At 63.5% G+C, this 23246-nt stretch carries 23 protein-coding genes; 7 read left to right on the top strand and 16 right to left on the bottom strand.

The window, feature by feature from the left end; translation table 11 throughout:
- Window positions 1-17: 17 nt before the first annotated feature.
- From P0D71_RS15525 to P0D71_RS15515, 3 genes are all read right to left on the bottom strand, one after another.
- Window positions 18-983 (bottom strand): quinone oxidoreductase family protein, encoded by a 966-nt coding sequence (locus tag P0D71_RS15525; RefSeq protein WP_408480859.1) that lies wholly within the window; start codon window positions 981-983, stop codon window positions 18-20.
- Between the two features lie 172 nt (window positions 984-1155).
- Window positions 1156-2010 carry an AraC family transcriptional regulator gene (locus tag P0D71_RS15520; protein ID WP_408294909.1) on the bottom strand — a complete coding sequence of 285 codons (855 nt, stop codon included), beginning with the start codon at window positions 2008-2010 and terminating at the stop codon, window positions 1156-1158.
- Window positions 2011-2133: 123 nt separating this feature from the next.
- A complete protein-coding gene (locus P0D71_RS15515) occupies window positions 2134-3078 on the bottom strand; it encodes an AEC family transporter (protein ID WP_091805633.1) in 945 nt (314 codons plus the stop codon).
- A gap of 124 nt (window positions 3079-3202) precedes the next feature.
- Between P0D71_RS15515 and P0D71_RS15510 the strand changes: the two genes are divergently transcribed.
- Window positions 3203-4069 carry a LysR family transcriptional regulator gene (locus P0D71_RS15510; protein WP_408480858.1) on the top strand — a complete coding sequence of 289 codons (867 nt, stop codon included), beginning with the start codon at window positions 3203-3205 and terminating at the stop codon, window positions 4067-4069.
- A gap of 9 nt (window positions 4070-4078) precedes the next feature.
- Here P0D71_RS15510 and P0D71_RS15505 read toward each other — a convergent pair whose 3' ends face one another.
- On the bottom strand, window positions 4079-4747 hold the full coding sequence (locus P0D71_RS15505) for a VC0807 family protein (RefSeq protein ID WP_408480924.1): 669 nt from the start codon (window positions 4745-4747) through the stop codon (window positions 4079-4081).
- 230 nt (window positions 4748-4977) lie between these two features.
- Between P0D71_RS15505 and P0D71_RS15500 the strand changes: the two genes are divergently transcribed.
- The gene (locus tag P0D71_RS15500; protein ID WP_091805639.1) at window positions 4978-5514 is read left to right on the top strand and encodes a GNAT family N-acetyltransferase; all 537 of its coding nucleotides are present in this window, start codon (window positions 4978-4980) and stop codon (window positions 5512-5514) included.
- A gap of 72 nt (window positions 5515-5586) precedes the next feature.
- Here P0D71_RS15500 and P0D71_RS15495 read toward each other — a convergent pair whose 3' ends face one another.
- Window positions 5587-6327, bottom strand: a complete 741-nt coding sequence (locus tag P0D71_RS15495) for a GNAT family N-acetyltransferase (RefSeq protein ID WP_408480856.1) — start codon at window positions 6325-6327, stop codon at window positions 5587-5589.
- 109 nt (window positions 6328-6436) lie between these two features.
- On the opposite strand from P0D71_RS15495, the gene pdxR reads away from it, so the two are divergent.
- Window positions 6437-7948 (top strand): MocR-like pyridoxine biosynthesis transcription factor PdxR, encoded by a 1512-nt coding sequence (gene pdxR, locus P0D71_RS15490; RefSeq protein WP_408480855.1) that lies wholly within the window; start codon window positions 6437-6439, stop codon window positions 7946-7948.
- Between the two features lie 250 nt (window positions 7949-8198).
- Window positions 8199-8531 carry a hypothetical protein gene (locus P0D71_RS15485; RefSeq protein WP_091809052.1) on the top strand — a complete coding sequence of 111 codons (333 nt, stop codon included), beginning with the start codon at window positions 8199-8201 and terminating at the stop codon, window positions 8529-8531.
- 44 nt (window positions 8532-8575) lie between these two features.
- On the opposite strand, the gene P0D71_RS15480 is transcribed toward P0D71_RS15485, so the two are convergent.
- Complete coding sequence (locus P0D71_RS15480) at window positions 8576-9382, bottom strand: aminoglycoside phosphotransferase family protein (protein WP_408480853.1); 807 nt, start codon at window positions 9380-9382, stop codon at window positions 8576-8578.
- Window positions 9383-9593: 211 nt separating this feature from the next.
- Between P0D71_RS15480 and P0D71_RS15475 the strand changes: the two genes are divergently transcribed.
- On the top strand, window positions 9594-10178 hold the full coding sequence (locus P0D71_RS15475; protein ID WP_408480852.1) for a flavin reductase family protein: 585 nt from the start codon (window positions 9594-9596) through the stop codon (window positions 10176-10178).
- A 30-nt stretch (window positions 10179-10208) separates the two neighbouring features.
- Here the strand turns inward: P0D71_RS15475 and P0D71_RS15470 are convergent, their stop codons facing one another.
- Window positions 10209-10694 (bottom strand): GNAT family N-acetyltransferase, encoded by a 486-nt coding sequence (locus P0D71_RS15470; protein ID WP_091805652.1) that lies wholly within the window; start codon window positions 10692-10694, stop codon window positions 10209-10211.
- 366 nt (window positions 10695-11060) lie between these two features.
- On the opposite strand from P0D71_RS15470, the gene thrS reads away from it, so the two are divergent.
- Window positions 11061-12275, top strand: coding sequence for a threonine--tRNA ligase (thrS, locus tag P0D71_RS15465; RefSeq protein ID WP_408480851.1), 1215 nt, complete (start codon window positions 11061-11063; stop codon window positions 12273-12275).
- Window positions 12276-12362: 87 nt separating this feature from the next.
- Here the strand turns inward: thrS and P0D71_RS15460 are convergent, their stop codons facing one another.
- From P0D71_RS15460 to P0D71_RS15425, 8 genes are all read right to left on the bottom strand, one after another.
- Window positions 12363-13094 carry a maleate cis-trans isomerase family protein gene (locus P0D71_RS15460; protein ID WP_408480850.1) on the bottom strand — a complete coding sequence of 244 codons (732 nt, stop codon included), beginning with the start codon at window positions 13092-13094 and terminating at the stop codon, window positions 12363-12365.
- Between the two features lie 20 nt (window positions 13095-13114).
- Entirely contained in the window at window positions 13115-14494 is a 1380-nt protein-coding gene (locus P0D71_RS15455; protein ID WP_408480923.1) for an isoxanthopterin deaminase, read from the bottom strand.
- Window positions 14495-14580: 86 nt separating this feature from the next.
- A complete protein-coding gene (locus tag P0D71_RS15450; protein WP_091805664.1) occupies window positions 14581-15921 on the bottom strand; it encodes a nucleobase:cation symporter-2 family protein in 1341 nt (446 codons plus the stop codon).
- 143 nt (window positions 15922-16064) lie between these two features.
- A complete protein-coding gene (locus P0D71_RS15445) occupies window positions 16065-17171 on the bottom strand; it encodes a CobW family GTP-binding protein (RefSeq protein ID WP_408480849.1) in 1107 nt (368 codons plus the stop codon).
- A 40-nt stretch (window positions 17172-17211) separates the two neighbouring features.
- Window positions 17212-17802 (bottom strand): UbiX family flavin prenyltransferase, encoded by a 591-nt coding sequence (locus P0D71_RS15440; protein ID WP_408350699.1) that lies wholly within the window; start codon window positions 17800-17802, stop codon window positions 17212-17214.
- Window positions 17799-19193 (bottom strand): UbiD family decarboxylase, encoded by a 1395-nt coding sequence (locus tag P0D71_RS15435; RefSeq protein WP_408480847.1) that lies wholly within the window; start codon window positions 19191-19193, stop codon window positions 17799-17801. Before P0D71_RS15435 ends, P0D71_RS15440 begins: the two co-directional genes overlap by 4 nt.
- A gap of 107 nt (window positions 19194-19300) precedes the next feature.
- Complete coding sequence (locus P0D71_RS15430; protein WP_012428924.1) at window positions 19301-20227, bottom strand: amidohydrolase family protein; 927 nt, start codon at window positions 20225-20227, stop codon at window positions 19301-19303.
- The gene (locus tag P0D71_RS15425) at window positions 20227-21183 is read right to left on the bottom strand and encodes an amidohydrolase family protein (RefSeq protein ID WP_408480845.1); all 957 of its coding nucleotides are present in this window, start codon (window positions 21181-21183) and stop codon (window positions 20227-20229) included. Before P0D71_RS15425 ends, P0D71_RS15430 begins: the two co-directional genes overlap by 1 nt.
- Window positions 21184-21424: 241 nt before the next feature.
- Here P0D71_RS15425 and P0D71_RS15420 point away from each other — a divergent pair, with 241 nt between their 5' ends.
- Window positions 21425-22312, top strand: coding sequence for a LysR substrate-binding domain-containing protein (locus P0D71_RS15420; RefSeq protein ID WP_408480843.1), 888 nt, complete (start codon window positions 21425-21427; stop codon window positions 22310-22312).
- Here the strand turns inward: P0D71_RS15420 and P0D71_RS15415 are convergent.
- Window positions 22299-23195 carry a LysR substrate-binding domain-containing protein gene (locus P0D71_RS15415; RefSeq protein WP_091805684.1) on the bottom strand — a complete coding sequence of 299 codons (897 nt, stop codon included), beginning with the start codon at window positions 23193-23195 and terminating at the stop codon, window positions 22299-22301. The two genes, P0D71_RS15420 and P0D71_RS15415, sit on opposite strands and share 14 nt — an antisense overlap.
- Window positions 23196-23246: the final 51 nt, after the last annotated feature.

Genomic DNA, 23246 nt, shown 5'->3' with positions numbered 1-23246 from the left:
GCCGGCCGCGACGGCGACTACATCGTGATGACGACCCGGCCGCGCGTGCCGCTGGCGACGGCGTCGTACGCTTCGCGCGCGCGTTCGAGCGGGAAGGCCTGCGCGATCACCGGCCCGGTCAGCTTGCCGGTTTCGAAACCCTCGACCAGCGCTGTCATCAACGGCGCCGAGTCGGCGACGCCGAGCTTCGCGCTATCCACACCGAGCAACTGGGTCTCGTTGTGATAGAAGTCGATCAGATCGAACTCGACGCGGCGCTTGCCCGTCGCGCTGATTTCCAGCACGCGGCCGCGTCGCTTGACGAGGTTCAATGCGGTCTCGAAGGCCACGCCGCCGACCGTGTCGTACACCACGTCCGCGCCCGCGCCGCCGGTCAGCGCTCTCAAGCGATCGGTGACGTTTTCGTCGAGCGGCACGTAGTCGTCGATCAGGCGACCCGCCGGCGTATCTGCGTCGAGTGGATGACGGTCCACGGCGATCACCCGCGCGCCGTGTGCCTTCGCGATCTGCACCACCGCGCCACCCACGCCGCCACCCGCGCCGATCACCGCGATGATTTCGCCCGCTTGCAGATGCGCGTACTCGACCGTGCCGAGCCAGGCGACCACGAAGTTCACGCCGATGGCGGACGCTTCGGCGTGGCTCAGTGTTTTGGGTTTGCGCGACAGTGCCGCGAGCGGCACCTTGATGAATTCAGCATGCGTGCCGTCGCGCGTGAAGCCGATATCGCCGCCGGTGCCCCACACTTCGGCGCCGAGCCAGTTTTGCGGGCCGTCCACCACCACGCCGCTGAAGTCGCGCCCTGGCGTACGGGGCAAAACCGTGTGCCCGAAATGTCCGGAGACGTTCTTGACGTCGCTCGGATTCACCGAGGCCGCCTTGACCTGCACGACGACGTTGTCCGCATCGGCTTGCGGCGTGGGCAGATCGACGTATTCGAGCACTTCGGGGCTGCCGAAGGATTTGAACTGGACGGCTTTCATCGTGTGTCGCTCCATGCAAGAGGGGGCTGCTGGATTGCGGGCTATTTCGCGCAGCAGATTGAACGTAGTCTAGGTGACCGGCACAAAGGCGTTGAGACAAAGACTTTCGAATATCGGACAAGGCGTTGGGTCTGCATGCGCACGATGCGCAGAAGATACGCGCGACGAGTAATCAGCCGGGACGTGTGTTCGCCGGTTCGGGTTGGGGTTCGGGTTTGCGTTCGGGTGAGACAACGGAAGCAGCTTCGCTCAATGTGCCGCTCGGATCGAAGCCAGTGGGCGGCGCGCCGAGTTCGCGGCGGAACATGTCGCTGAAGCTGCTCGGCTGAAAACCGAGCGAGCGCGCGACGCTGCTGACCGGCCGCCCTTCGGCGAGCCAGGAGACGGCCACCGCCAGTTGCACCTGGCGGCGCCATTCGGCAAAGCCGATACCCAGTTCCCGCGTGAAGAGCCGCGCCAGCGTCCGCACGCTCGCTCCGACCGAAGCCGCATGCTGCTCGAAACTGATGGCGATCGACGGGTTGTCGATCACCGCGCGGCATAGCGCCTCGAGCCGCCGGTCCGAAGCATCGGGCAGCGCGATGCGCAGCGACGAGCGCGGCGCGTGCCCGAGTTCCAGCATGGCGAGACGGTACGCGGCGTCGAGATAGGTTTGATCGCGTGCGCCGGTGCCCTCGTGTTCCGCGATCGAGGTGATCAGTTCGCGCAGCAGGCCGTTCACTTCGAACACGTCGCTGCGCCGGCTCAGGTGACCGACGTTGCGCTCGTGAAGGTAGAGGTTGCGCATTTCCACTTCGCTCATCATGTGGATGGAATGCAGCGTGCCGGCCGGCAGCCAGACCGCCCGTTGCGGCGGCACGACCAGTGCTTCGCGGCCGACTTCCACCCACATCACGCCCGATACCGCGTACAGCACCTGCGCCCACGTGTGCGAGTGCGGGTCGATGCGCAGCCCGCGCGGATAGTGCCGCGCGAGCGAACGGGCGTCGGCGTCGTCATGCAGTTCGGGTGGGCGGGCTTTCGGCACGGCGGGGCGGTTCGGGTCGGCTTCGCGCAAGCGGATCGCGGACCGAGGCGGTCCGTGTTCGAAGCATAACGCGAGGCGCGGGCCTACGTATGTTTGCGTGCCGGCCGGCGCGTTCAGCTGCGCTTAGGTCCGATGGCCCATCAACATCAACAGCAAGGACAGGGTCGCGACGGAGCCAACGGTGGACAGCAGGATTGTCCGTGAGGTGATGTGCGCTTCACGTTCGTAGAACTCGGCGAGCATGAACGGGCCGGTGCCGGTGGGCAGCGCGGCCAGCACGACGGCCATCTCGACCAGCGTGGGCGAGAGTCCGAACACGCGCGCCGCGAACCACCACGTCAGCGCCGGCTGCACCAGCAGCTTGACCCCGGTCAGCAACCAGGAAATGCCGCGTGTGCCGGCCTCGGATGGGCGTTTTTCCGCGAGGAACAAGCCGAGGCTCACCAGCGCGCACGGGCTCGCCGCGCCGCCCAATAGTTTCAGGAAGGTCTCGACGCTTGCCGGCAACGCGACATGCAGGCTGGCGAACAGCACGCCCACAATCGGCGACACGATCAGCGGATTGCGCGCCAGCGAGCCCAGCACTTTCAACGCCAGCTTATGCGGCGTGCGCTCGCTCTGCAGCCCCACCTCGATCAGCACGATCGCAAGTGCGAACAGCACACAGGCGACGAGGATCGTGGCGATCGTGGTCGGCGTCTGGCTGGCCGGGCCGAACGCGATCAGTCCCAGGGGGAAGCCAATGTAACCGGTGTTCGGATACGACGCCGCGATTGCATCGACGCTTGCATCGGCGAGATGCCGGCCGCTCAGCAAGCGTATCGCGAGAATCAGCACGAACACGCTGACGCACGCAATCGAAAAAGTAGCGACGAAGGCCGGCTGATAGAGCTGCTGCCAGGTGGCGTGCGCCATGATGTCGAACAGCAACGCCGGCAGCGCCAGCCAGACCACGAAGCGGTTCAGTTCCGAGGCCGAGTTCGGCCCGAGCACGTTGCGCCGGCGACATGCAAAACCCGCGAAAATCAGTCCGAAGACGGGAAGCAGGATTTCGAGGGTGGCTAACATCGGCGAAAAAATCTCGGGAAGACATGGCGATCCGCCAGCGTAGTGGCTAGCGTTGATACAATCCAATACCGTTTTTTGTGCCCGACAATACCTTTTTTGCATTGTCATTTCGCGCGAGAGCATCGTGATCGATATCAAGCCGCTGCGCTACTTCGTGACGCTTGCCGAAACGCGCCATTTTGGCCGGGCGGCGGCGCGTCTGAACCTGTCGCAGCCGCCGTTGAGCCGGCAACTGGCGGCGCTGGAGGCGAGCCTCGGCGTCACGCTGGTGGAGCGCAGTCCGCGCAGCGTCACCTTGACCGCCGCGGGCGAGCGTTTTTACGCCGACGCGAAGGCGATCCTCGCCGCCGTGGAGCAAGCCGTCAGCAACGCGCAAGCTGCCGCGCAGGGCGATGCGGGCAAGCTCGCTATCGGCTTCACGATGTGCGCGGCGTATAACGTCGTGCCCGGCTATGCACGGGCTTTTGGCGCGGCATTTCCCGAGGTCGCGCTGCACCTGCGTGAAGTCGTCTCGAACGACCTCGCCGAGCAGGTGCTCGCCGGCCATATCGACGCGGCCATCATGTTCCCGACTATCCCGGACAAGGGGCTCGCCACACGCACGATTCTCAGCGAGCCTTTGTGCGTTGCGCTGTCGCGCAGTCATCCACGAGCGCGCGCGCGGCGCCTGAAGATCGCGCAACTGGCGGGCGAGCCGTTCGTGCTCGCGTCCGAGGACGTGGCGCCCACTTTGCGCGCGACGATCGTCGAGCATTGCCGCTCTGGCGGCTTCGAACCCGACATACGCTTCGAAGTGCAGTTGCAGCAAACAGTGCTGAGCCTCGTCGACGAAGGGGTGGGCGTGGCGCTGGTGCCGGCGTCGATGCGCAAGGCGCAACTCGCGGGTGTGGTGTTCCGGCCGCTGGTCGATGCGCCGCTGATCGAACAGGTGTTGGCGTGGTCGCCGGCCAATCGCAATCCGTGTCTGGCGCGCTTTCTCGAACTGGCGTGAGCGCGGCGCTTATCGACTGGCGAGCGGGCTTGCCTGGTCCACGGCGTTGTCCGGATAGCGCAGCGCATCGCGTTTGATGAGCCGGCGGCACCAGAAAGTCCAGGCCGTCAGGCCGGCGTAGACGCCGTACCTCAGCACGTTGGAGGCGATGGCCGAGCGCGGGTCGTCTGCCCATTGCCAGACAATCAGACTGCGCAGGAGATTCTCGCCCGTCATGCCGATGCCCCACACAAGCGTCATCAAGCGGATATAGGCGACGAGCGTGGGACGCTCGCGCCAATGCCGCTCGAAGCTCTCGACGCTGCGATGATCCTCGCGCGACATGGTCGAGCGGCCGAGGTAAAACACCAACGGCCGCGGCAGCGCGAGCGATATCAGGAATGACGCGCCAATCATGCCGGATACCATGGGTTCTTCGATCGCGCGCTGCCGGGCGTTGCTGGCGAGGCCGGCGGCCGTGGCCAGTATGGAAAGCACGATGCCGACCAGCACCATCGCACTGAGCGCGTCGAAATGGCGATAGCGCAGCAGGTCCAGGCTCATCCACGCGAGCAGCGGCAACGCCGAGGCGGCTAGCGCGCCGAGGTGGCCCCAGTGCGGGAGGGCGAGCCGGTAGGCGAGCCAGGGCAAGGCGACGTTCACGATCAGCGCGGTGAGGTAGCGCAGGCGGTGTTTCATCGATAGACCGGTGGTGAGCGAGGCGACGCAGCGCATGCTGTTGTCGATGTGTTTATCGCGTCGACTCGTGTGCGCGGACGTATCGGGGAGTGTATGGCGAAGTCTCTTCTCCTGCCATAGCTTGCGGCGCGCTCAGTCCGGATTTTGGCCACGCCCCTCGCGCGGAAAAATCTGCGATGATCGAGCGCACTGCCTGCCGAGCCACTTCAACCACGATCCGCTCTTACGCAATGTCTACCCGTCCGACGCTTCTCACTACCTCCCGCCTATCCCTACGCCCGCACACGCGCGACGATTTTCTCGATAGCTTTGCGATGTGGTCCGATCCCGAAGTGATTCGCTACATCGGCGGCAAACCGTTCACGCGCGAAGAGGTCTGGGCGCGTCTGCTGCGCTACGCCGGACACTGGGCGATGCTCGGCTACGGCTATTGGGTCGTGCGGGACAAGCAGAGCGGCCGGTTTCTCGGCGAAGTCGGCTTTGCCGACTACCATCGTGAGATCGAGCCGTCATTGATCGGCACGCCTGAAGTCGGCTGGGCGTTGGATCCGGCCGTACACGGCCACGGCTACGCAACGGAAGCCGTGCTTGCCGCTCTGGAGTGGGCCGATCAGCAGTGGCCCGGCGGCGAAACGGCCTGCATCGTCGCGCCGGAGAATCTGCCGTCGCTGCGCGTTGCTCACAAGTGCGGTTATCGCGAGCAACTTCGCACCACGTACAAAGGCAAACCGACCATCGTGCTGCGTCGCGGCTCACACGAAGTCTGAACCGGCGCGCGACGGGCGTCGCCGCCGGGTGTGTCGCGCTAGAGCCGCGTGCCGGCCGGCGCGACACGCGCTTCATTGCGGGTCGTTGCCCGCCGCCGCCCGCTGCTTTGCGATCAGATCCGCCAGCCGTTCAACTTGCTGGCCTTGCGCGTCGAAGTTGCCGGCGCCGAGCCAGCGCGCATAGGCGGAGCGCAGCGCGGGCCATTCGCTGTCGATAACTGAAAACCACGCGGTATCGCGATTGCGTTCGCGATACACGATCGCCTGGCGGAAGATGCCCTCGAACGTAAAACCATAGCGCAATGCCGCCGTGCGCGACGGACCGTTCAGCGAATCGCACTTCCATTCGAAGCGCCGGTAGCCCAACTTGTCGAACACCTGGGACATCAGCAGGAACATCGCCTCGGTGGCGATGCGCGTGCGCTTCAGACGCGGCGAATACGTGACGTGGCCGACTTCGATCACGCCGTTGGCGCGGTCGATCCGCATGAGCGCCAGCGTGCCGACCGCCTTGCCGGTCGCCAGATCGATCACCGTACGGTGCAGCGGATCGGCCGATGCGGCGGCGCGCGTCAGATGCTCGCGATAAGCCGCAAGACTCTCGAACGGACCCACCGTCAGGTAGGTCCAGTCGCTGCCGTCGGTGGCCGAGCGGTACGCCTCGTACAAGTCCTCGGCATGGCGCTCCACGTCCACCGGCTCGATCCGGCAATAGCGGCCCACCAGCGGCTCGCGGCCGGGCGCCTGAGCGCCGTTCCAGCCCGGCACGGGGGCGCCGATCGGCTGCTCGAACGCATTGCGTCTGGGTTCCATGGATCTTCTCCTGTTCGGTTACGAATGATCGTCGTTGATGAAGAACGATACGGCAAACGTGGTATGTTAAAAAGATCCATGAGAAACTCATTTGATAGGTCCAGCAGCGATGATCGAAATCATTGGGCCGCTTGCTTCCGCGAGTGGTGGCAGCGGAGCGAAGCCGGAACCGCTCCAAAAACAGCTGATCGAGCGCTTGCAGCAGGCGATTCTCGCGGGGCGCTTGCCGGCGGGATCGCTGCTGCCGGCGTCGCGTCTGCTCGCGGAGGAAATGGGGGTGTCGCGCAACACCGTTGTGATCGCGTACGAGCATCTGGCCGCGGTCGGTTACGTGGTCGCCGACAAGCGAGGCACACGCGTGAGCCCGCTCTCCAGCCCCTCTGCGCGCGGCGAGCCGCGCACACACCCTGCCGCGCCGGAGGTGGCCTACGCGGCGCGCGTCGGGCAGTTCGCGGCCACGCTCACCCACACGGACAACACCTTGCCGCTGACGCCGGGCACGCCCGCACTGGACCGGTTTCCGGTGACCGCGTGGCGGCGCGCGCTCGAACGGTCCATGGAGCGCGCGTTGCCGCTTGCGCTCGGCTACGGCACGCCGGCTGGCGAGCCGGCGTTGCGCGACGCCATCGCCGCGCACCTGCGCATGGCGCGTGGGGTGCGTTGCGACGGCTCGCAGGTCGTGATCACCGAGGGTGCGCAGGAGGCGCTGAACCTGTGCGTGCGGCTCTTCACCAATCCGGGCGATGTCGCGTGGGTCGAGGATCCCGGTTATCGCGGCGCGAAGGCGGCCTTCAATCAGGGCGACCTGACCACGGTGCCGATCCCGGTCGACTCGGAAGGCATGGCGGCACCCGCCGACGCATGGCGCACCCGGCCGCCCAAGCTGATCTACACGTCGCCGGCGCACCAGTATCCGACGGGTTCGGTGCTCTCGGTGGCGCGCCGCCTGGAACTGATCGCTCAGGCGCGGCAAAGCGGCGCGTGGCTGATCGAAGACGATTACGACGGTGAATTCCGCCACACCGGCGAGCCGATCGCCAGCATGCAAGGTCTGGTCGACGACGCGCCGGTTTTGTACGTGGGCTCGTTCAGCAAGACGATGTTTCCCGCGCTGCGCATCGGCTTCGTGGTGCTGCCGCGCCCGATCGCCGCACACACGGCAGTCGCGTTGCAGGAGATGTTGCGCGGCGGGCACCGGCTGGAGCAACTGGCGCTCGCACATTTCATTGAGAGCGGCGAGTTCGGGCGGCACCTGGGGCGCATGCGGCGTCTCTATCGCGAGCGACAGCAGGCGTTGCGCGACGCGCTCACCGCGCATTTCGCGCCGGCGCAAATCCTCGGCGGCAATTGCGGCATGCATTTGACGCTGCGCTTGCCGGCGCGCCTAAGCGATCAAACTCTCACTGAACAAGCGCTTGCGAAAGGGCTCAATCCGCGCGCGCTATCGGGGTTCGCGCTCCAGCCGCGCGCTGAGACGAACGGGTTGGTGATCGGTTATGGCAGCACGCCCGCGGAGCAACTGGCGTCCGCCGTCGGCGTGCTGGCCGGGCTGGCGGCCGAGCTGGACGGCAAGCCGAAGCGCCGGTCCAGCGAGGCCTCGAGCGCGAAGCTTCGCGTGTAACTTTTTGAGTTTGTCCACGTGGGCCATGTCGCGCTATCGTGTCGATTATGCGAGGCGATTTCGATCGGAATGACATTGACCGATCGCCCGCAAATCATGCCGCGCGCGCCGCACTGCAACATCGTGTGACAGGCAATGCCTGCAAGGCGGATTGCCTTCACGGCGTGGGCTGGCCGGGCCGCTGTCGGCCCGGGCATGAAGAATGCCTTTGCTGTGGTTATCTATGACGATTTATCCGACCGGAGACGACATGAAGGAAATCGAACCGACCGCGTGGTTTGAGCTTGCGGCCCACACGCCCGTCCGTGAAGGCTGGTACGAGGTGCAATTGACGAGCGGGGACACGGCTTTCGCGAAGTACGGCGACGGCGTATGGACCGAGAAACCGCTGCTCGTGTTTACGCATTGGCGCGGGCTATCCGCTGATCCATCGAAAGCCGCCGATGGCGAAGCCGAGTCGATCGCCGCCGAGGCCACCGCGGCCCAAGGCGTGCGCGCCGCATGGAACGCGTTCTTCCCCGGACTCGGTGAAGAACAGCACAAACCACTGGACGCCGTGCCCAACGGCAAAGCGCCCCACTGACTGACGCCGGGGCGGCGGCTCGTGAGTTGCCGCCCTGATTCGCCTTACGCGCGTTCGAGCGCTTCGGCAGCCAGTTTGCCGATCTCCTTATCGATGTCCGGTGTCTCGCCCGTTTCGAGAATCCACGCCGCGGACAAGCCGGACCACGCCAGTATCCATTCCAGCAAGCGGCGCCGCTCGAGGCCCGCCAGTCGCGCGACCCGTTCGACGCGACGCTCGAACCATCCAGGTCGCAACGCCGACGCTTCGTCCGGATTGCAGAAAATGTTCGCGTAGTCGAAACCGCGCTCGCCGTAGAGACCTTTGGGGTCTATACCCAGCCAGCCGCGTGGGCCGAAATCGAGCACGTTCCCGTGATGGATGTCGCCATGCAACACCACCGAATTGTGCGGAGCCGCGAGCAGCGCTCGGGCGACGGCCGCGCTGTCCTGCAACCAGCTGCCGTGGTTTTGCGCAGCAGGCCACAGGCTTTCGAACCAGCGTGGCAAACCGATCAGATCGGGCAGCGGCTTGTTCCGCGGCCTGTGAAGCCGCGCGGCGGTCGTGCAGAGAATGTCGATCGCGCGGTCGTCCGCGTCGCTGTTGCCGGTGCGCGCCATGTCCGCCAGCGCGTGGCTGCTTTGCGCGCGCTCGAGCAGTAGTGCGTCCGCATCGTGGGCGAGTACGCGTGCCGCGCCTTCGCCGTCCCACCACACCATTAACCGCGCGCCGAATTTCTCTTCCGGCTCCTGGGCGACTTTCAGCATTGCCGGTACGCCGTGGTGGCGCACGGGGAGAAGCCGGCTGCTGTGCGTGCGAATCGGCTCGCCGTCCTGCTTTAAGTCCCATTTGACGATGTACTCGGTGAACATCGAACGTCACCTTCCTCGCGCGGCCGCGCGAACTGCTTCGTCGAATATAACGATGTTGCTGTCAGCGGGATACGGGCAGACGGCGAGCACGGTTTCTCCAACGGTTTGATGGTGTTTCATTCTCACCCGAATCGACCCGCAATGGCACGCGCAGCCGGCATCGAGCCCCGACGCTACAATCGCTCTCATTCATTCGACGCGGAACCTATGTATGAAAGTCACCCGAGAACCTGTGGCGTTGTCGCGGGCCACGCAATTACTCAATCACGGTCCGGTCACGATCATCACCAGCGCGCACGGCGGCCGCTCGAATGTCATGGCGGCCTCCTGGGCGATGCCGCTCGACTTCAATCCGCCGAAGGTGGTCGTGGTCGTGGATAGCCGCACGCTCACGCGGCAACTGATCGAGGCAAGCGGCGTGTTCGGTCTGCAGTTGCCGAGCGTTGGCTTCGCGGCACAAACGCTGGCGGTGGGCTCGAACGCCGGCACTGAACTCGACAAGTTCTCAGCTTTCGATCTGGAGACATTCCCCGCGCAAGAAATCGACGTGCCTATGCTCGCAGGTTGCATCACGTGGATGGAGTGCAAGGTCATTCCGGACGATAGCCAGCGCCACGACCTGATCATTGGCGAGGTTGTCGCGGCGTATGCGGATAGCCGCGTGTACTCGAATAACCGCTGGCACTTCGGCGACGATCCCGATCTGCGCACCTGTCACTACGTGGCCGGCGGAACGTTCTTTGCGACGGGCGATGCGTTCGAGGTGGACGCCGTGGCGAATGGCGCGGCGAAGTGACGTCGGCGGTTGCGGATATAGACACACCGCTTAAACGTCACCCTCGGCAAATTTCTTGAGCGCATCTCCCGCCAGGCGATACCGGACCCATTCGCTTTGCGCGCTCGCGCCGATCGATTCGTAGAAGCCGATCGCCGGTTCGTTCCAGTCGAGCACGCTCCATTCGAAGCGGCCGCAGCCGGTGTCGCAGGCAATGTTCGCGAGGTGGCGCAGCATCTGTTTGCCCGCGCCGCTGCCGCGCGATGCCGGCGATACGTACAGGTCTTCCAGATAAAGCCCTTGCTTGCCGAGCCAGGTCGAATACGAGAAAAAGTAAACGCAGAAGCCAATTGGCTCACCGTTCATTTCGCAGATCAACGCCTTCGCGCTGGACTCGGCGGAAAACAGGCTCGCTTCGATGTCGTGGACGCTTGCGACGACTTCATGCTCGGCCTTTTCGTACACCGCGAGTTCAGTGATGAAGCGAAGAATCAACGCGGCGTCGGTTGCGCGAGCGGGGCGGATATGGATGGTCAAGGTTGGAGGCTCGATGGATCAGTTGAGTTGCAGACCGGCGTGTTGCGAAGCGCGCGCCGGTTTCGGATCAGACATACATCGTAGCGTTTAACGTGCTGTTCTGACCAGAGCGCGTCGAGAATGCGATTGACGTAGCGTCGCCGAATCGTTTACTGTCGAGCCATGGACTTCCACTCGATTCCCTTCGCTGCCGTCACCACCACGACGACCACCTTCACAGGCGGGTCGTCTGGAGGTTGCACGCGCTAGGAGCAGAAGCAGTGGCAAACCACCAAAGGCCCCGCCGGAAACGGACGGGGCCTTTGGCGTTTCTGGACCTCCGTTTGCGGCATCCACCAGCGCTAAGCGATCAAACGGAGCAAGACTGTGAACGACATCGACCACCGTGTATTGGGCAATAAACTCGACCTCTTCCATCAACAGGAAGAAGGCGCCGGCATGGTGTTCTGGCACCCGCGAGGCTGGGAACTGTATCGCGTGCTCGAAGATTATGTGCGTGTCCGCATGCGTCGCGCGGGTTTTCGGGAGATTCGCACGCCGCAATTGCTGGCGCGCTCGCTGTGGGAAAAAAGCGGGCATTGGGAGAAGTTCGGCGCGGCGATGTATTCGTTGGCCGACGCCGAAGAAGGCCGCGCGCTGTCGCTGAAGCCGATGAGCTGTCCCTGTCATGTGCAGGTGTTCAACCAGCGTGTGCGTTCTTATCGCGAGTTGCCGGTGCGTTATAGCGAGTTCGGCGCGTGTCACCGCGATGAGCCTTCCGGCTCGCTCGAAGGACTCAAACGTACGCGGGCTTTCGTGCAGGACGATGCGCACGTGTTCTGCATGGAAGCACATATCGAGGCGGAAGTCGGCCGCTTCTGTTCGCTATTGCGCGCGGTCTATGCGGACCTCGGTTTTCCCGAGTTCAAGGTCGCGCTCGCGACGCGCCCGGCGATGCGTGCGGGCAGCGATGAAACGTGGGATCGGGCGGAAGAGGCGTTGGCGAATGCGGCGCGCGCGGCCGGGCTGAAGTTTGATGTGCTCGAAGCAGAGGGCGCTTTTTACGGACCGAAACTCGAGTTTCATCTGACGGACAGCCGCGCGCGCAGTTGGCAGTGCGGCACGATTCAGCTCGACTTCGTGTTGCCCGAGCGGCTCGATGCCGAGTTCGTCAACGAGCGCAATGAGCGTGAGCGGCCGGTGATGATCCATCATGCCGTGCTCGGCAGCATGGAGCGGTTCATCGCGATGCTGCTCGAACATCATGAGGGATGGTTGCCGGTGTGGCTGGCGCCTGAACAGGTCGTGGTGGCGACGATCAGCGATGCGAATCTGGCTTATGCGCAAGAGGTGACGCGTGCGCTCGACACTGCCGGTGTCAGAGCGGCGCTGGACAGCCGGCCTGAGCGGTTGGAGAAAAAGATCGTCGATGCACGGGAAAAGCAGGTGCCGATTCTGGTCGTGGTGGGCTCGCGTGATGAGCGTGACAGGACGATCAGCATTCGCATGCGGGATGGACAGCAGTCGACGTTTGCATTGGCCGACGGCGTCGAGCATTTGCGGTTGGCAGCGTTGCCGCCTGCGGTGCCTCTAGTGATCTGACGCAGCGGTGGCTGAAGGGCGCATTGAATGAGGCCCTTCAGCCTTTCAATCTGGCGCGACGCTCGAACGAAGCGCTCGAACGCAAAGCTATCGCAGTTCGCCAAACAACCGCCCCCAACTCATCAACGGCTTCGTATCCACATCCACCAATCTCAACGCCTTCCACACCACTGTCGCCACCGTGTCGTACGCGGGAATATCCGTCGCCATCTCGAACGCGCGCACCAGATGCGCGGCATGCAGATTCGTGCAGAAGGTGGTCACCGCGTCTGGTCTCGCGAACGCGGCCTCGCGCATCATGATCGCGAGTTGTGTGTCGGGCACTTCGGCAAAGCTGAAATTATCCTGTAGCCCCAAATGCCGCTCCGCCACGCATTCAATACCGAGCGTCTCGTAGTTACGCACGATCCGCTGCTGAACGTCATCGGTATAAGGCGACACCAGACCGAACCGCCTTACCCCGGTCTTTTCGAAGATTTCGTTGAGCGCCAGCACCGAGGTGGTCGCGGGAATGCCGGTCGCCTCGGTGATCTGTCTGCATAGCGCCTGATCTCGCTGGAACCCCAGCCAACCCGCCGACGTGCCGCTCCAGCCGATCACGTCCACCCGCGCATCGGCGAGTTGACGCGCGGCCGCCAGAATCCGGCTCGCGTCGAATTGACCGAGCGCCGTCTCGGATAACGCGATCTCCGTCACCGTGAAGCGGGCGAAGTGCGCGCTGACGTGCGGCAGTTCGCTCAGCATCGCAGCGGTAATCGGCTCTAGCGCCGTGTTCGACGATGGCGTGAGCATGCCGAGCCGGATTCGTTTGCTTTGCATCCTGAAGCGTCCCCTGTCCTTTAGTCAGCGAGCAACAGTTTCACGCCCTCGGCGGCTTCGTAACGAAGTTCGTCGAGATCGAGACCCGGAATCACGCCGTTATCCACCACCACGCGGCCGTTCACCACGTTATAGCGAACGCGCGCCGGTTCGCCCGCCGTCACCGGCGCCACCGCGACATCGTGAAAGCCGTTGAAACGCAGATCGCTAATGTCGTACAGTACGAAGTCCGCCGCCTTGCCCACTTCGAGCGTGCCGACCGCATCGAGACCGAGCACGCCTGCGCCGCCCGCGCTGCCCCAATGGATCGTCTCTTCGACGGTGGTCGCCGACGCGCCCTGCGCCGCCCGATGCACGAGCCACGCGAAATGCGCTTCGTTGGTCATGCTGCCGGATTCGTTCGACGCCACGCCATCCACTGCGAGCGACATCGGCACGCCGGCGGCCGCCATTTGCGGCGCCGGCGCGATGCCGCTGCCTAAGCGCGCATTACTGACCGGGCAATGCGAGCAACCGCTGCCCGTTTCGGCGAGCATGGCGATTTCGCTGGCTTGCAGATGCACGAGGTGCGCGAACCAGACGTCCGGTCCAAGCCACTCGTGATCGGCGACGAACTCGACCGGCAGCTGGTTGAAACGCTCCTTGCAGAAATCGACATAACGGGTCGTTTCGGACAGATGCGTATGCATCCGCAGACCCATCCGCCGAGCCGCGCGCGCGACTTCGGGCAGGAGTTCGGGCGGCAGGGAGAACGTCGGCGTGGTGGGCGCGACGACCACGCGGCGCATCGAGGCCGCGCCGCTGTCGTGATAGCGCGACTTCAAACGTTCGATGTCGGCCAGCATCTGATCGAGCGTCTCGGGCTTGAGCGCGACTTTCGAAAAGCCCGGATGATCGCCGGCCGCCTGCAAAGCGCCGCCCCGGCACAACACGAAGCGCATGCCGAACGAAGCCGCTTCGTCGAATAGCAGATCACCGGTTTCGGTGCTGCCGTCGGCGTGATAGAGATAGTGATGATCCGCGCAAGTCGTCACGCCGGAAAGCAGCAGTTCGGCGAGACCCAGACGCGCCGCAACACGCGCCAGATCCGGCGTAAACCGCGCAAGCCGCGGATAGGGCACGGCGGCCAGCCAGTCCTGCAAGTCCGCATTGATACCGGAAGGCACGGCCTTCAGCAGATTCTGGAACAGATGGTGGTGCGTATTCACCCAGCCCGGATAGACGACGCAAGACCGCGCGTCGATCACGCGCTCGTCGGCGCGCGGGTCAAGGTTCGGGGCGATGGTTTCGATACGGCCGTTGCGAATGCGCAGATCGACCTGGCCGAGCCGCGCGCGCTCGCCGCTCATTCCGCTCATCACCGCAACAGGGTTCTTGATCAGCAACGCTTCAGTTTGCATGCTCACGATTCAATGTCCTTTCAGTTACTGCGAAGCGGCCGGCGATCCACACAGGCGTGCCGGCCGCGCTCGTCATGCCGCGTCCGTTATTCGCGGACCATGTTGTGTGCCGGCACGAGGTCTTCTTCATGCGCGCCGTTGAGCACCGCGTTCAGCACCACGGAAACCAGGCACGCCAGCACCACGCCGCTATGCAGGAACGGCTGCGTCCAGTCGGGCATGTGCTTGAAGACTTGCGGCGCCATCACCGGAATCAGCGCCGTGGCGATCGTAAAGCCGACGATCAGCACGTTGTAGCGATTGCGCTCGAAGTCCACCTTCGCCAGCGTCTGCACACCGGCCGCGACCACGACGCCGAACATCGCGATGCCTGCGCCGCCGAGCGCCGCCGAAGGCGTCGAGGCCACCACCGCACCGATCTTCGGCACCAGCGCCACCACGCACATCAGCACGCCGCTGATCGCCACCACCCAGCGGCTGCGCACGCCGGTCAGAATCACGAGCCCGACGTTCTCCATGAAAGCGATGAACGGGAACGCCGCGAACATGCCGGCAATCGCGCTGGCGAGTCCGTTGGCGCGCATGCCGCGCACCACGTCTTCCTCGCTCACGTCCTTATCGACGATGTCGCCGATCGCGACAAAGAGGCCCATGGATTCGACCATCTGCACGACCATGACGACGATCATCGTCAGCACCGGCACCAACGAAAACACGGGCGTGCCGAAGTGAAACGGCAGCGGCAAGGTGAACCACGGCGCTTGTGCCACGCTCGCGAAATTGCCCATGCCGAGCGAACACGCCAGAATGCCGCCCGCCACCAGGCCGATGAGCACCGACAGGTTGCGCAGGAACGCATTGGCAAATCGGTTGATCGCGAGAATGACCAATGCGACGAACAGCGTGACGCTCAGGAAGGGCAGGGCGCCGAACTGCTGTTGCGCGGCCTCGCCGCCACCGGCCCACTGATACGCCACGGGAAACAGTTGCAAGCCGATCACGGTTACGATGCAGCCGGTCACGACAGGTGGAAAGAACCTTCGTAAGCGCCCGACCAGCGGCGCGGCGAACATCGTGAAGAGACCCGCGCCAATCACCGCGCCACATACGCCGGCGAAGCCGACGCCCGGACTTGTGCCGATCGCGATCACCGGCCCGACGCTGCTGAATGCGACGCCTTGCAGAATCGGCAGGCGCACACCGAACTTCCAGAAGCCGACGGTCTGCAGGATCGTCGAAATGCCCGAGCAAAACAGCGCCGTGCTGATGAGCACGGTGGTGTCGGCCGGCGACATCTTCAGTGCCGACGCAACGATCAGCGGAACAGCGATCGCGCCGATGTAAGCCACTAGCATGTGCTGCAAACCGAGCGTGATCATCTGGCGCTTCGGCAGAATCCGATCGACGGGGTGTATGGCGGTGTTCATGACGTGTCTCCTATGTCGACCGGCATTAACGCTTCAGCGCTTACTCCGGTCCCATGCAAGGTACTTGCATTTTGTTTTCGATCGGAACGCGCCGCACGGGCCTCGCCGTGCGGCATCACTTCGCGCGCCGACCGGGTCTCCCGTCAGGCCGCAACCGGCACGGCAAGACAGGCATGGAAGCGGTCGGTCAGCGCGGCGCGATCGAGATCGCGTCCAATGAAAACAATGCGGCACGAGCGCGGTTCACTGCCCCACACTTGCGCCGCGCGCAATTCGATGACGTTGTGCACGCCCTGCAACACATAGCGATGCGACTGGCCTTGCACGGCGAGAATGCCCTTCATGCGGAACAGGTTCGCCGCGTCCGAGTCGCGCAGCTCCGAAAGCCAGGCTTGTAGTGCGTGGAGGTCGATATCCGCGTCGACTTCGATCCCGACGGAGGACACGCTTTCGTCGTGTTGATGGTCGGCGTGATCGTCGTCGAGATGAGCGTGATCGTGCTCATGTTCGTGGTCGTGATGGGCTTGATGTTCTTCGTGGCCGTGCGCGTGTTCTTCCTCGTGCAAGCCATCGGTTTCGACGAGAATCTGCGAGAACTCGTTCGCGCCCACGCCGAGAATCCTGTCGAGGTCGATCCGCGCATAGCTCGATTCCACGATCTCTGCCGTGGCATTGAGCCCGCGAATACGCTGCGTGAGCGACGCGATATCGTCCGGCCCGACCAGATCGACTTTGTTGATGACGATGCGGTCCGCACACACAATCTGATCGACCGCCTGGTTGTCGCTACCGTCCAGCACGAGATCGTCCAGATGCGCCGCGATATGCTTCGCGTCCACCATCGTGACGACGGCGTCGAGCGTCACCTGCTTCGCAATCGGATCGTCAAGAAAGAAAGTCTGCGCCACCGGATACGGATCGGCGAGACCGCTCGTCTCCACAATGATGTGATCGAGCCGGTCCGGCCTTTCCACCAGCATGCGCACGATCCGCACCAGATCCTCGCGCACCGCGCCGACGCAGCAGACGCAGCCGTTGGTCATTTCGTAAATCTCTTCGGTCGATTCGAGCACAAGGCCACCGTCGATGCCGATCTCGCCGAACTCGTTTTCGATCACCGCGATCTTGCGGCCGTGCTTCTCACGCAGGATGTAGTTGAGCAGCGTCGTTTTGCCGGCGCCAAGAAACCCGGTCAGCACCGTGACGGGGATTTTCTCGATTTCATTGTGGGTGGTGTGAATGTGATTCATGGCTCGTCTCCGTTTCTTCGTTCGTACTGCGGTTCGGCTATCAGGCGATTTGCGGTGCGGGTATGTCCACTTCTCGCCAGCGTTTGACGGTGCCCGCTTCGAGACCGAACAGATCGAGCACGCGGCCTAGCGTGTGATCGATCATCTGGTCGAGTGAAGCCGGGCGCGCGTAAAACGCCGGCACGGGTGGCGCGACGATCGCGCCCATTTCGGTTACGGCAATCATGTTGCGCAGATGCGCCAACGTGTACGGTGTTTCGCGCGCCAGCAGCACCAGAGGGCGGCGCTCTTTCAACGTGACATCAGCGGCGCGTGAAATCAGGCTCGACGACATGCCGCTGGCAATTTCAGCAAGCGTCTTCATCGAACAGGGCGCGACGATCATGCCCAGCGAGCGGAATGAGCCGCTGGAAATGGCCGCGGCCATGTCGTCGCAACGGTAGGTGGCGCTGGCGAGCGCGCTGACTTCGGCGAACTTGTAGTCGGTCTCGTGCGTCATCGTGAGCAGCGCGCTGCGCGAGACGGTCAGATGCGTTTCGATATCGAGTTGACGCAGCAGTTGCAGCAGGCGCACGCCATACGTAAAGCCGGAAGCGCCGCTGATGCCGACTACGAGTCGCCGCGCGCTCATCGCTGTGCTCCGGCGGCGCGGGTCAGAATGTCCACGGCCTGTTGCGAAGCACGTTCGCAAATCCGTGCGCGGATGCCGTCGAAATGCGCGCCGCGTGTCGCGTCGATTCCCATACGCGACGTGGTGCCCGCCGCGGACGACGAAGGATCGAGCGGACTGCCCGGCAAGCCGTCGACGATAAACACGTCCTCATGCGGCTGAAAATGCGTCGCGATCGCCCACAAGACCTGCGAGTCGTTGGTGATGTCGATGTCGCTGTCCACCGCCACGACGTTCTTCAGATACGGGTCCCAGCCGAGGAGCGCAAGCATGATTTGGCGCGCTTCGCCGTCTCGCGTCTGATTCAGCGCGACATAGCAGTGAAAATGCGTGCCGGAGTTGGGATAGTGCAAGGCGGTGACCGACGGGAAACGCGCCTTCAGCTTCTCGCTCATTTCCGCTTCGCGCGGCAAACGGGCTAACGTCAAATGTTCCGCGTAGGGACCGCCGACCACATCGACGAGCCACGCATCGTGACGGCGCATCATCGTGTCGACGCGTAGCACGTTGTTGGTCGAGCGGTCCGATGAATAACCGGTGAACTCGCCGAACGGGCCTTCTTCGGCGTGCGCGGAAGGATCGATCGTGCCTTCCAGCACGAACTCCGCGGAAGCGGGCACGCCGATGCCGTAGCGCGGCGTGCGCACCAGTTCCAACGGAGCACCGAATAGACCGCCTGCAATTGAGCGCTCGTCTGTGCCGAACGGTACGCGTGCGGCTGCGGCCAGCATGAAGAGCGGATGCGCGCCGATCACCATCGCGACTTTCAACGTGTCGCCGCGTGCCTGGGCGGTTTGCAGCATGCGCCAGAGATGGCCGCGCGAATGCAGGCTGGTGGCCAACGCGTCCTTCGCGTGCTGCATGGAGCGGTGATAGCTGAGGTTCGCGACGCCCGTGACCGGATCTTCGGCGACGATCACCGCATTGGTGATATACGGGCCGCGGTCGGTATCGAAGTGGCGGATCATCGGCAACTGCGCGAGATCGACGGCGTCGCCTTCTATCACCTGGTCCAGCACGGGACCGTTCGCCACGTACACGGGCGCGATGGGTGCATTGGCGCGTCGTTGATACGCTTCGAAGAGGCCGGACGCATCGACATCGAACAGGCGTCCAATGCGTGTGCGTGAAGCGAAAAAGTTGGTGACGAGAGGTGTCGCGATGCCGTCGACCTTCTCGCAGATCAGCATGGGATGCTGGCCGCGCGCGGCGAGTTCCGCGACGACCGCCGTGACATCCTGGTCCGCGGACAGCGGCTGAGTCAGCGTCAATACATCGTCGGAATAGTGCTCGCGATACGCAAGCGCAAAGCGATGAAAATCCTGTGTAGCGCGGAAGAGGTTATCCGCCATAGTGAACTCCGTCGAAAGCGGACCGCTGGTTGAGTCGAAACGCGTGAGACGAAAGAAGCAGGCGCGGCGCTAACCGCGCCTGCTTTCAAACCATCGGGCAGTCAGCGTTAAGCCGGCTGCGTCACATCATTCACGTACGTCGCCTTCAAACGCTTTTCCGCTTCGGCGAGATCCTTCGGCGGCTTGGTTGGCTCGATTCCGACCAGGCGGGCGATGTTGTTGCCCATGTAGTCTTCGAGGCCGTCCTCATCGAGATTCATGCCTTGCGGCGCGGGACCGCACAGCATTTCGAGTTCGCGCAGCCACATGCCCGGCTCGTTCGGCGGCGAATCCGTGCCGAACACGATCTTGTTGCGCGGCAGCTCGCGAGCGAATTCGACGATGCGCGACTGGTAGCACCAGCCCGATTCGCAGTACACGTTCGGCGTGTCCATCGCCATCCAGAAGGCTTCGAACGAATAGTTGCCGCCCGTCTGAATCCCGAAGTGACCGATGATGAAATTCACCATCGGGAATTCGCGGATGATCGGATAGAACTGCGTGGGGATCGTGTACGGTCCGTCGCCGGTATGAATCAGCACGACCACGCCGAGCTCCGCGCACTTCTTCATCGCGGGACGCAACCAGTCGAGCGCGCGATCCGGCCGGTAGCCGTGCATGTTCGCGTGCAGCTTGAGCATCTTGAAGCCGTATTCCTTCACGTGGAATTCGAGCTCGGCCGCACCATTTTCCGGGCCCCAGCGCGGGTTGTACGTAAAGTTGCCGATAAAACGATCCGGGTACTTCTGCGTCAACTCGGCGATATATGACATGTAGTCGCGAATGCCTTCGCGGCCGCGTCGATTGCCGTCGCGATAGCCGGTGTTGCCGGGCGGCGGCTGAATGAAGCCCATGTCGATCCGGCGCGGCTTGCCGTTGATGATGTACGGACCGTCCATCATCTTCAGCAGGCGTTCGCCGGTGAACGGCTCACCGGTGTGGCGCCAGGCTTCGTCGACGAGGTTCGTGGGGTGCAGATGGGTATCGATGATCATCAGCGGGCTCCTGCGTAGTGGGCCTCGCCCGCGTGTTTCTTCGCGGTGCCGGCATGGTGTTTCAGATAGGCTTGCGCTTCTTCGACGCTCCTCGGCGGCGCGCTCGGCTCGAGGCCGATCATGCGGGCGAGGTTGTTGCCGAGATAATCCTCGAGTGTGTCTTCGTCGAGATTCAGGCCTTGCGGCGGTTCGTGGCACAACACTTCGAGCAAACGCAGCCACATGCCCGGCTCGTTCGGCGGCGTGTCGGAACCGTAGAGAATCTTGTGCGTGGGCAGCACCTTCGCGAATTCGACGATGCGCGATTGCAGGCACCAGCTCGATTCGCAATACACGTTCGGTGTATCGAGCGCCATCTGATACGGCTCGAAGCAATACACGCCGCCCGTCTGCACACCGAAGTGCGCCATGATGAAATTCACCGACGGGAATTCGCGAATCAGCGGATACCATTCACTCGGAATGCTGTATGGGCCGTCGCCGGTGTGCAGCTTCACCAGCAGGCCGAGGTCCGCGCATTTACGCAACGCGGGGCGCAGCCAGTCGAGCGCGCGGTCGGGGCGATACGCATGCATGTTGGCCTGCAACTGCACCATCTTGAAGCCGTGTTCCTTCGCATAGAACTCGATCGCGTCGGCGCCGTTCTCCGGACCGCAACGGGGGTTGTAGACGAAGCAGCCGAGCAGACGGTCCGGGTACTTCTGAACGCATTCCACGGTGTACGCCATGTAGTCGTCGATCGACTCGCGGCCCGAGCGTTCGCCGTCGGTCCACGTATAGATGGTGTTGCCTTGCGGCGGCTGAATGAACGCCTTGTCGATGCGGCGAGGCTTACCGTTGATGATGTAGGGGCCGTCCATCACCTCGATCAGACGCTCGCCGGAAAATGGCTCGCCGTCATGGCGCCACGCGAGGTCGACCAGGTTGGTCGGGTAACAGCTAGTGTCGATGATCATGTACTCGATCTCCTTGAGAGGAACTGGTGTATCCAGTTGCCGGATCGCGGGCAGGCGCATCGATGGAACTCAGCCCGTTGGGCTTGCCCATGCGGCCCTTTGCAAGACGCAGTGTTTGTGCGCCTTCCCCTCGCCGGCATCGAGTGTCACACTGATGTGCACTGCTGCTTGCGATGCAGTCTCACAAGATAAAAACGCTCTGTACAATATTTTTTAACCACGATCTTGATACGTTTGCGATATGGACATCCGGCTGTTGCGTTACTTCGCGGTGCTTGCCGACGAACTGCATTTCGGCCGGGCAGCCGCGCGGCTGCACATTTCCCAGCCGCCGTTGAGCCAGCAGATTCGCATCCTCGAAGAGGAGATGGGCACCGCGTTGTTCACGCGCTCGCAGCACCGTGTCGAACTCACCGAGGCAGGGAAAACACTTAAAGAACAGGTGCCGTTGATCTTCGCGCAGTTCGAACGCGCGATCGATCTGACGCGCTGCGCGGGGCGCGGCGAAGTGGGCAGTCTCGAGATCGGCATCATCAGCTCGGCAATGGTCGAGCCGATTCCGCGCGCGCTACGGGTATTCGCGCAGAAGCATCCGCAAGTGCGGTGGACGCTGCATGAGATGACGCCGGCCGCGCAGGTTCTCGCGTTGAAGGAGCGCCGGCTCGATGTGTGTTTCTTCCGCGTCTCGCATGAGGATCCGGAGATTCGCAGCGAAGTGGTGATGCGCGAATCTGCGGTGATTGCGCTGCCGTTGGGGCATGCGCTGGCCTCGCGTGAAGAGATTGCGTTGCGCGAGTTGGAGAGCGAGCGCTTCGTGTCGTTCGGGCTGCGGCAGTCGCAATTGGCGCGGTTTCTACAGGACTGTTGCGTCGAGGCGGGGTTTACACCGCGAATCGATCAGGAAGTGGTCGAGGTGCATACGCTGTTGTGCCTCGTGCGGGAAGGGCTGGGTGTGGCCTTGCTGCCTTCTTCCGCGCGGCAATTGTCGACGGGTGGTGTCGTGTTTGTGCCGGTGGCGGCGCCGCGTCCCGAAGTGTCGCTGTATGCGCGTTATCGTGCGGGGACGCCTTCGCCGGTGCTGTCGCTCTTTCTCGATACTGTGCGGGAAGTGGCGGCTAGCGTGTGCTGACCGTTTTCGCTACCAGGTCGCGTATCACGTCGATCAGCGGTGCCACGCGCTCGGCTTTCTCGCGCGGCCATACCGCGTAGAGGTTGTAGTGCGTGGGAATTTCCACCTGTGTTAGTTCGACTAACGTGCCGTTGCGTTGCGCGTCGGCGGCGAGCAGGCCGCGCGCCAAACCCGCGCCCACGCCTGCACTCGCCGCGGCGATCAAGCCGGCTGCGTTGTCGAAAACCGCTACCGCATCGGGCTCGACTTCGGGTAGACCCGCGGCGGCGAGCCAGGGAATCCACGAACGCTTCGTATAGCCGAGCAATGGCAATTCAAGGAGTTGCTCCGGCGTGAGCGGCACGGTAAGCCCGCGTTCCTCCAGCAGCGATGGCGAGCCCACGGCCGTTAGACGGTCGCCGCAGATCAGCGTGTTTTCGAAGCCGTCCCATTCGCCATATCCGTACCGCAACGCAATATCCACACGCTCGAACGCGCTGCGGTCATGGCGCGGCGTGGACAACACCGTGAGGGATGTGCCGCTCAACGCGCCGAGCAAAGCCGCCAAGCGCGCCACCAGCCAGCTTTGCGCGAGTTCGGGATCGACGTCGAGCGTGATCGACTGTTTGACCGGGCGCTCTTTCACCGACGACAACGCGCGATCGATCTGCTCGAAGCCATCGGCCAACTGATTGGCGAACAGCACACCGGCATCCGTCAGCACCACGCGGCCGCTTTCGCGCACAAAAAGCGGCTGGCCGACGAATTCTTCGAGCGTGCGAATCTGCTGGCTGATCGCGCTATGCGTGAGCGACAACTGCCGCGCCGCGCTCGAAAAGCTGCCGAGGCGCGCTGCCAGCAGGAAGGCCTGCATCGACTGGATGGACGGATAGCGCTTCAACATGGTGTTAGCCGGACTTACGGGTGATGGAAGAAATCGTCGCTGGCGCTGTGC

It is taken from the genome of Paraburkholderia sp. RL17-383-BIF-A, from assembly GCF_046028015.1.
Classification (GTDB): Bacteria; Pseudomonadota; Gammaproteobacteria; order Burkholderiales; family Burkholderiaceae; genus Paraburkholderia.
This window is presented reverse-complemented; position numbering and strand designations above follow the sequence as displayed.

What these genes read in the sequence shown, in the direction of transcription:
- P0D71_RS15480 (WP_408480853.1), bottom strand. Translation starts at nt 9,382, where the DNA reads ATGTTCACCGAGTACATCGTCAAATGGGACTTAAAGCAGGACGGCGAG.
- P0D71_RS15505 (WP_408480924.1), bottom strand. Translation starts at nt 4,747, where the DNA reads ATGAAACACCGCCTGCGCTACCTCACCGCGCTGATCGTGAACGTCGCC.
- P0D71_RS15460 (WP_408480850.1), bottom strand. Translation starts at nt 13,094, where the DNA reads ATGCAAAGCAAACGAATCCGGCTCGGCATGCTCACGCCATCGTCGAAC.
- P0D71_RS15430 (WP_012428924.1), bottom strand. Translation starts at nt 20,227, where the DNA reads ATGATCATCGATACCCATCTGCACCCCACGAACCTCGTCGACGAAGCC.
- P0D71_RS15495 (WP_408480856.1), bottom strand. Translation starts at nt 6,327, where the DNA reads ATGGAACCCAGACGCAATGCGTTCGAGCAGCCGATCGGCGCCCCCGTG.
- P0D71_RS15485 (WP_091809052.1), top strand. Translation starts at nt 8,199, where the DNA reads ATGAAGGAAATCGAACCGACCGCGTGGTTTGAGCTTGCGGCCCACACG.
- P0D71_RS15525 (WP_408480859.1), bottom strand. Translation starts at nt 983, where the DNA reads ATGAAAGCCGTCCAGTTCAAATCCTTCGGCAGCCCCGAAGTGCTCGAA.
- P0D71_RS15475 (WP_408480852.1), top strand. Translation starts at nt 9,594, where the DNA reads ATGAAAGTCACCCGAGAACCTGTGGCGTTGTCGCGGGCCACGCAATTA.
- P0D71_RS15435 (WP_408480847.1), bottom strand. Translation starts at nt 19,193, where the DNA reads ATGGCGGATAACCTCTTCCGCGCTACACAGGATTTTCATCGCTTTGCG.
- P0D71_RS15500 (WP_091805639.1), top strand. Translation starts at nt 4,978, where the DNA reads ATGTCTACCCGTCCGACGCTTCTCACTACCTCCCGCCTATCCCTACGC.
- P0D71_RS15455 (WP_408480923.1), bottom strand. Translation starts at nt 14,494, where the DNA reads ATGCAAACTGAAGCGTTGCTGATCAAGAACCCTGTTGCGGTGATGAGC.
- P0D71_RS15450 (WP_091805664.1), bottom strand. Translation starts at nt 15,921, where the DNA reads ATGAACACCGCCATACACCCCGTCGATCGGATTCTGCCGAAGCGCCAG.
- P0D71_RS15445 (WP_408480849.1), bottom strand. Translation starts at nt 17,171, where the DNA reads ATGAATCACATTCACACCACCCACAATGAAATCGAGAAAATCCCCGTC.
- P0D71_RS15420 (WP_408480843.1), top strand. Translation starts at nt 21,425, where the DNA reads ATGGACATCCGGCTGTTGCGTTACTTCGCGGTGCTTGCCGACGAACTG.
- P0D71_RS15425 (WP_408480845.1), bottom strand. Translation starts at nt 21,183, where the DNA reads ATGATCATCGACACTAGCTGTTACCCGACCAACCTGGTCGACCTCGCG.
- P0D71_RS15440 (WP_408350699.1), bottom strand. Translation starts at nt 17,802, where the DNA reads ATGAGCGCGCGGCGACTCGTAGTCGGCATCAGCGGCGCTTCCGGCTTT.
- P0D71_RS15415 (WP_091805684.1), bottom strand. Translation starts at nt 23,195, where the DNA reads ATGTTGAAGCGCTATCCGTCCATCCAGTCGATGCAGGCCTTCCTGCTG.
- pdxR (WP_408480855.1), top strand. Translation starts at nt 6,437, where the DNA reads ATGATCGAAATCATTGGGCCGCTTGCTTCCGCGAGTGGTGGCAGCGGA.
- P0D71_RS15515 (WP_091805633.1), bottom strand. Translation starts at nt 3,078, where the DNA reads ATGTTAGCCACCCTCGAAATCCTGCTTCCCGTCTTCGGACTGATTTTC.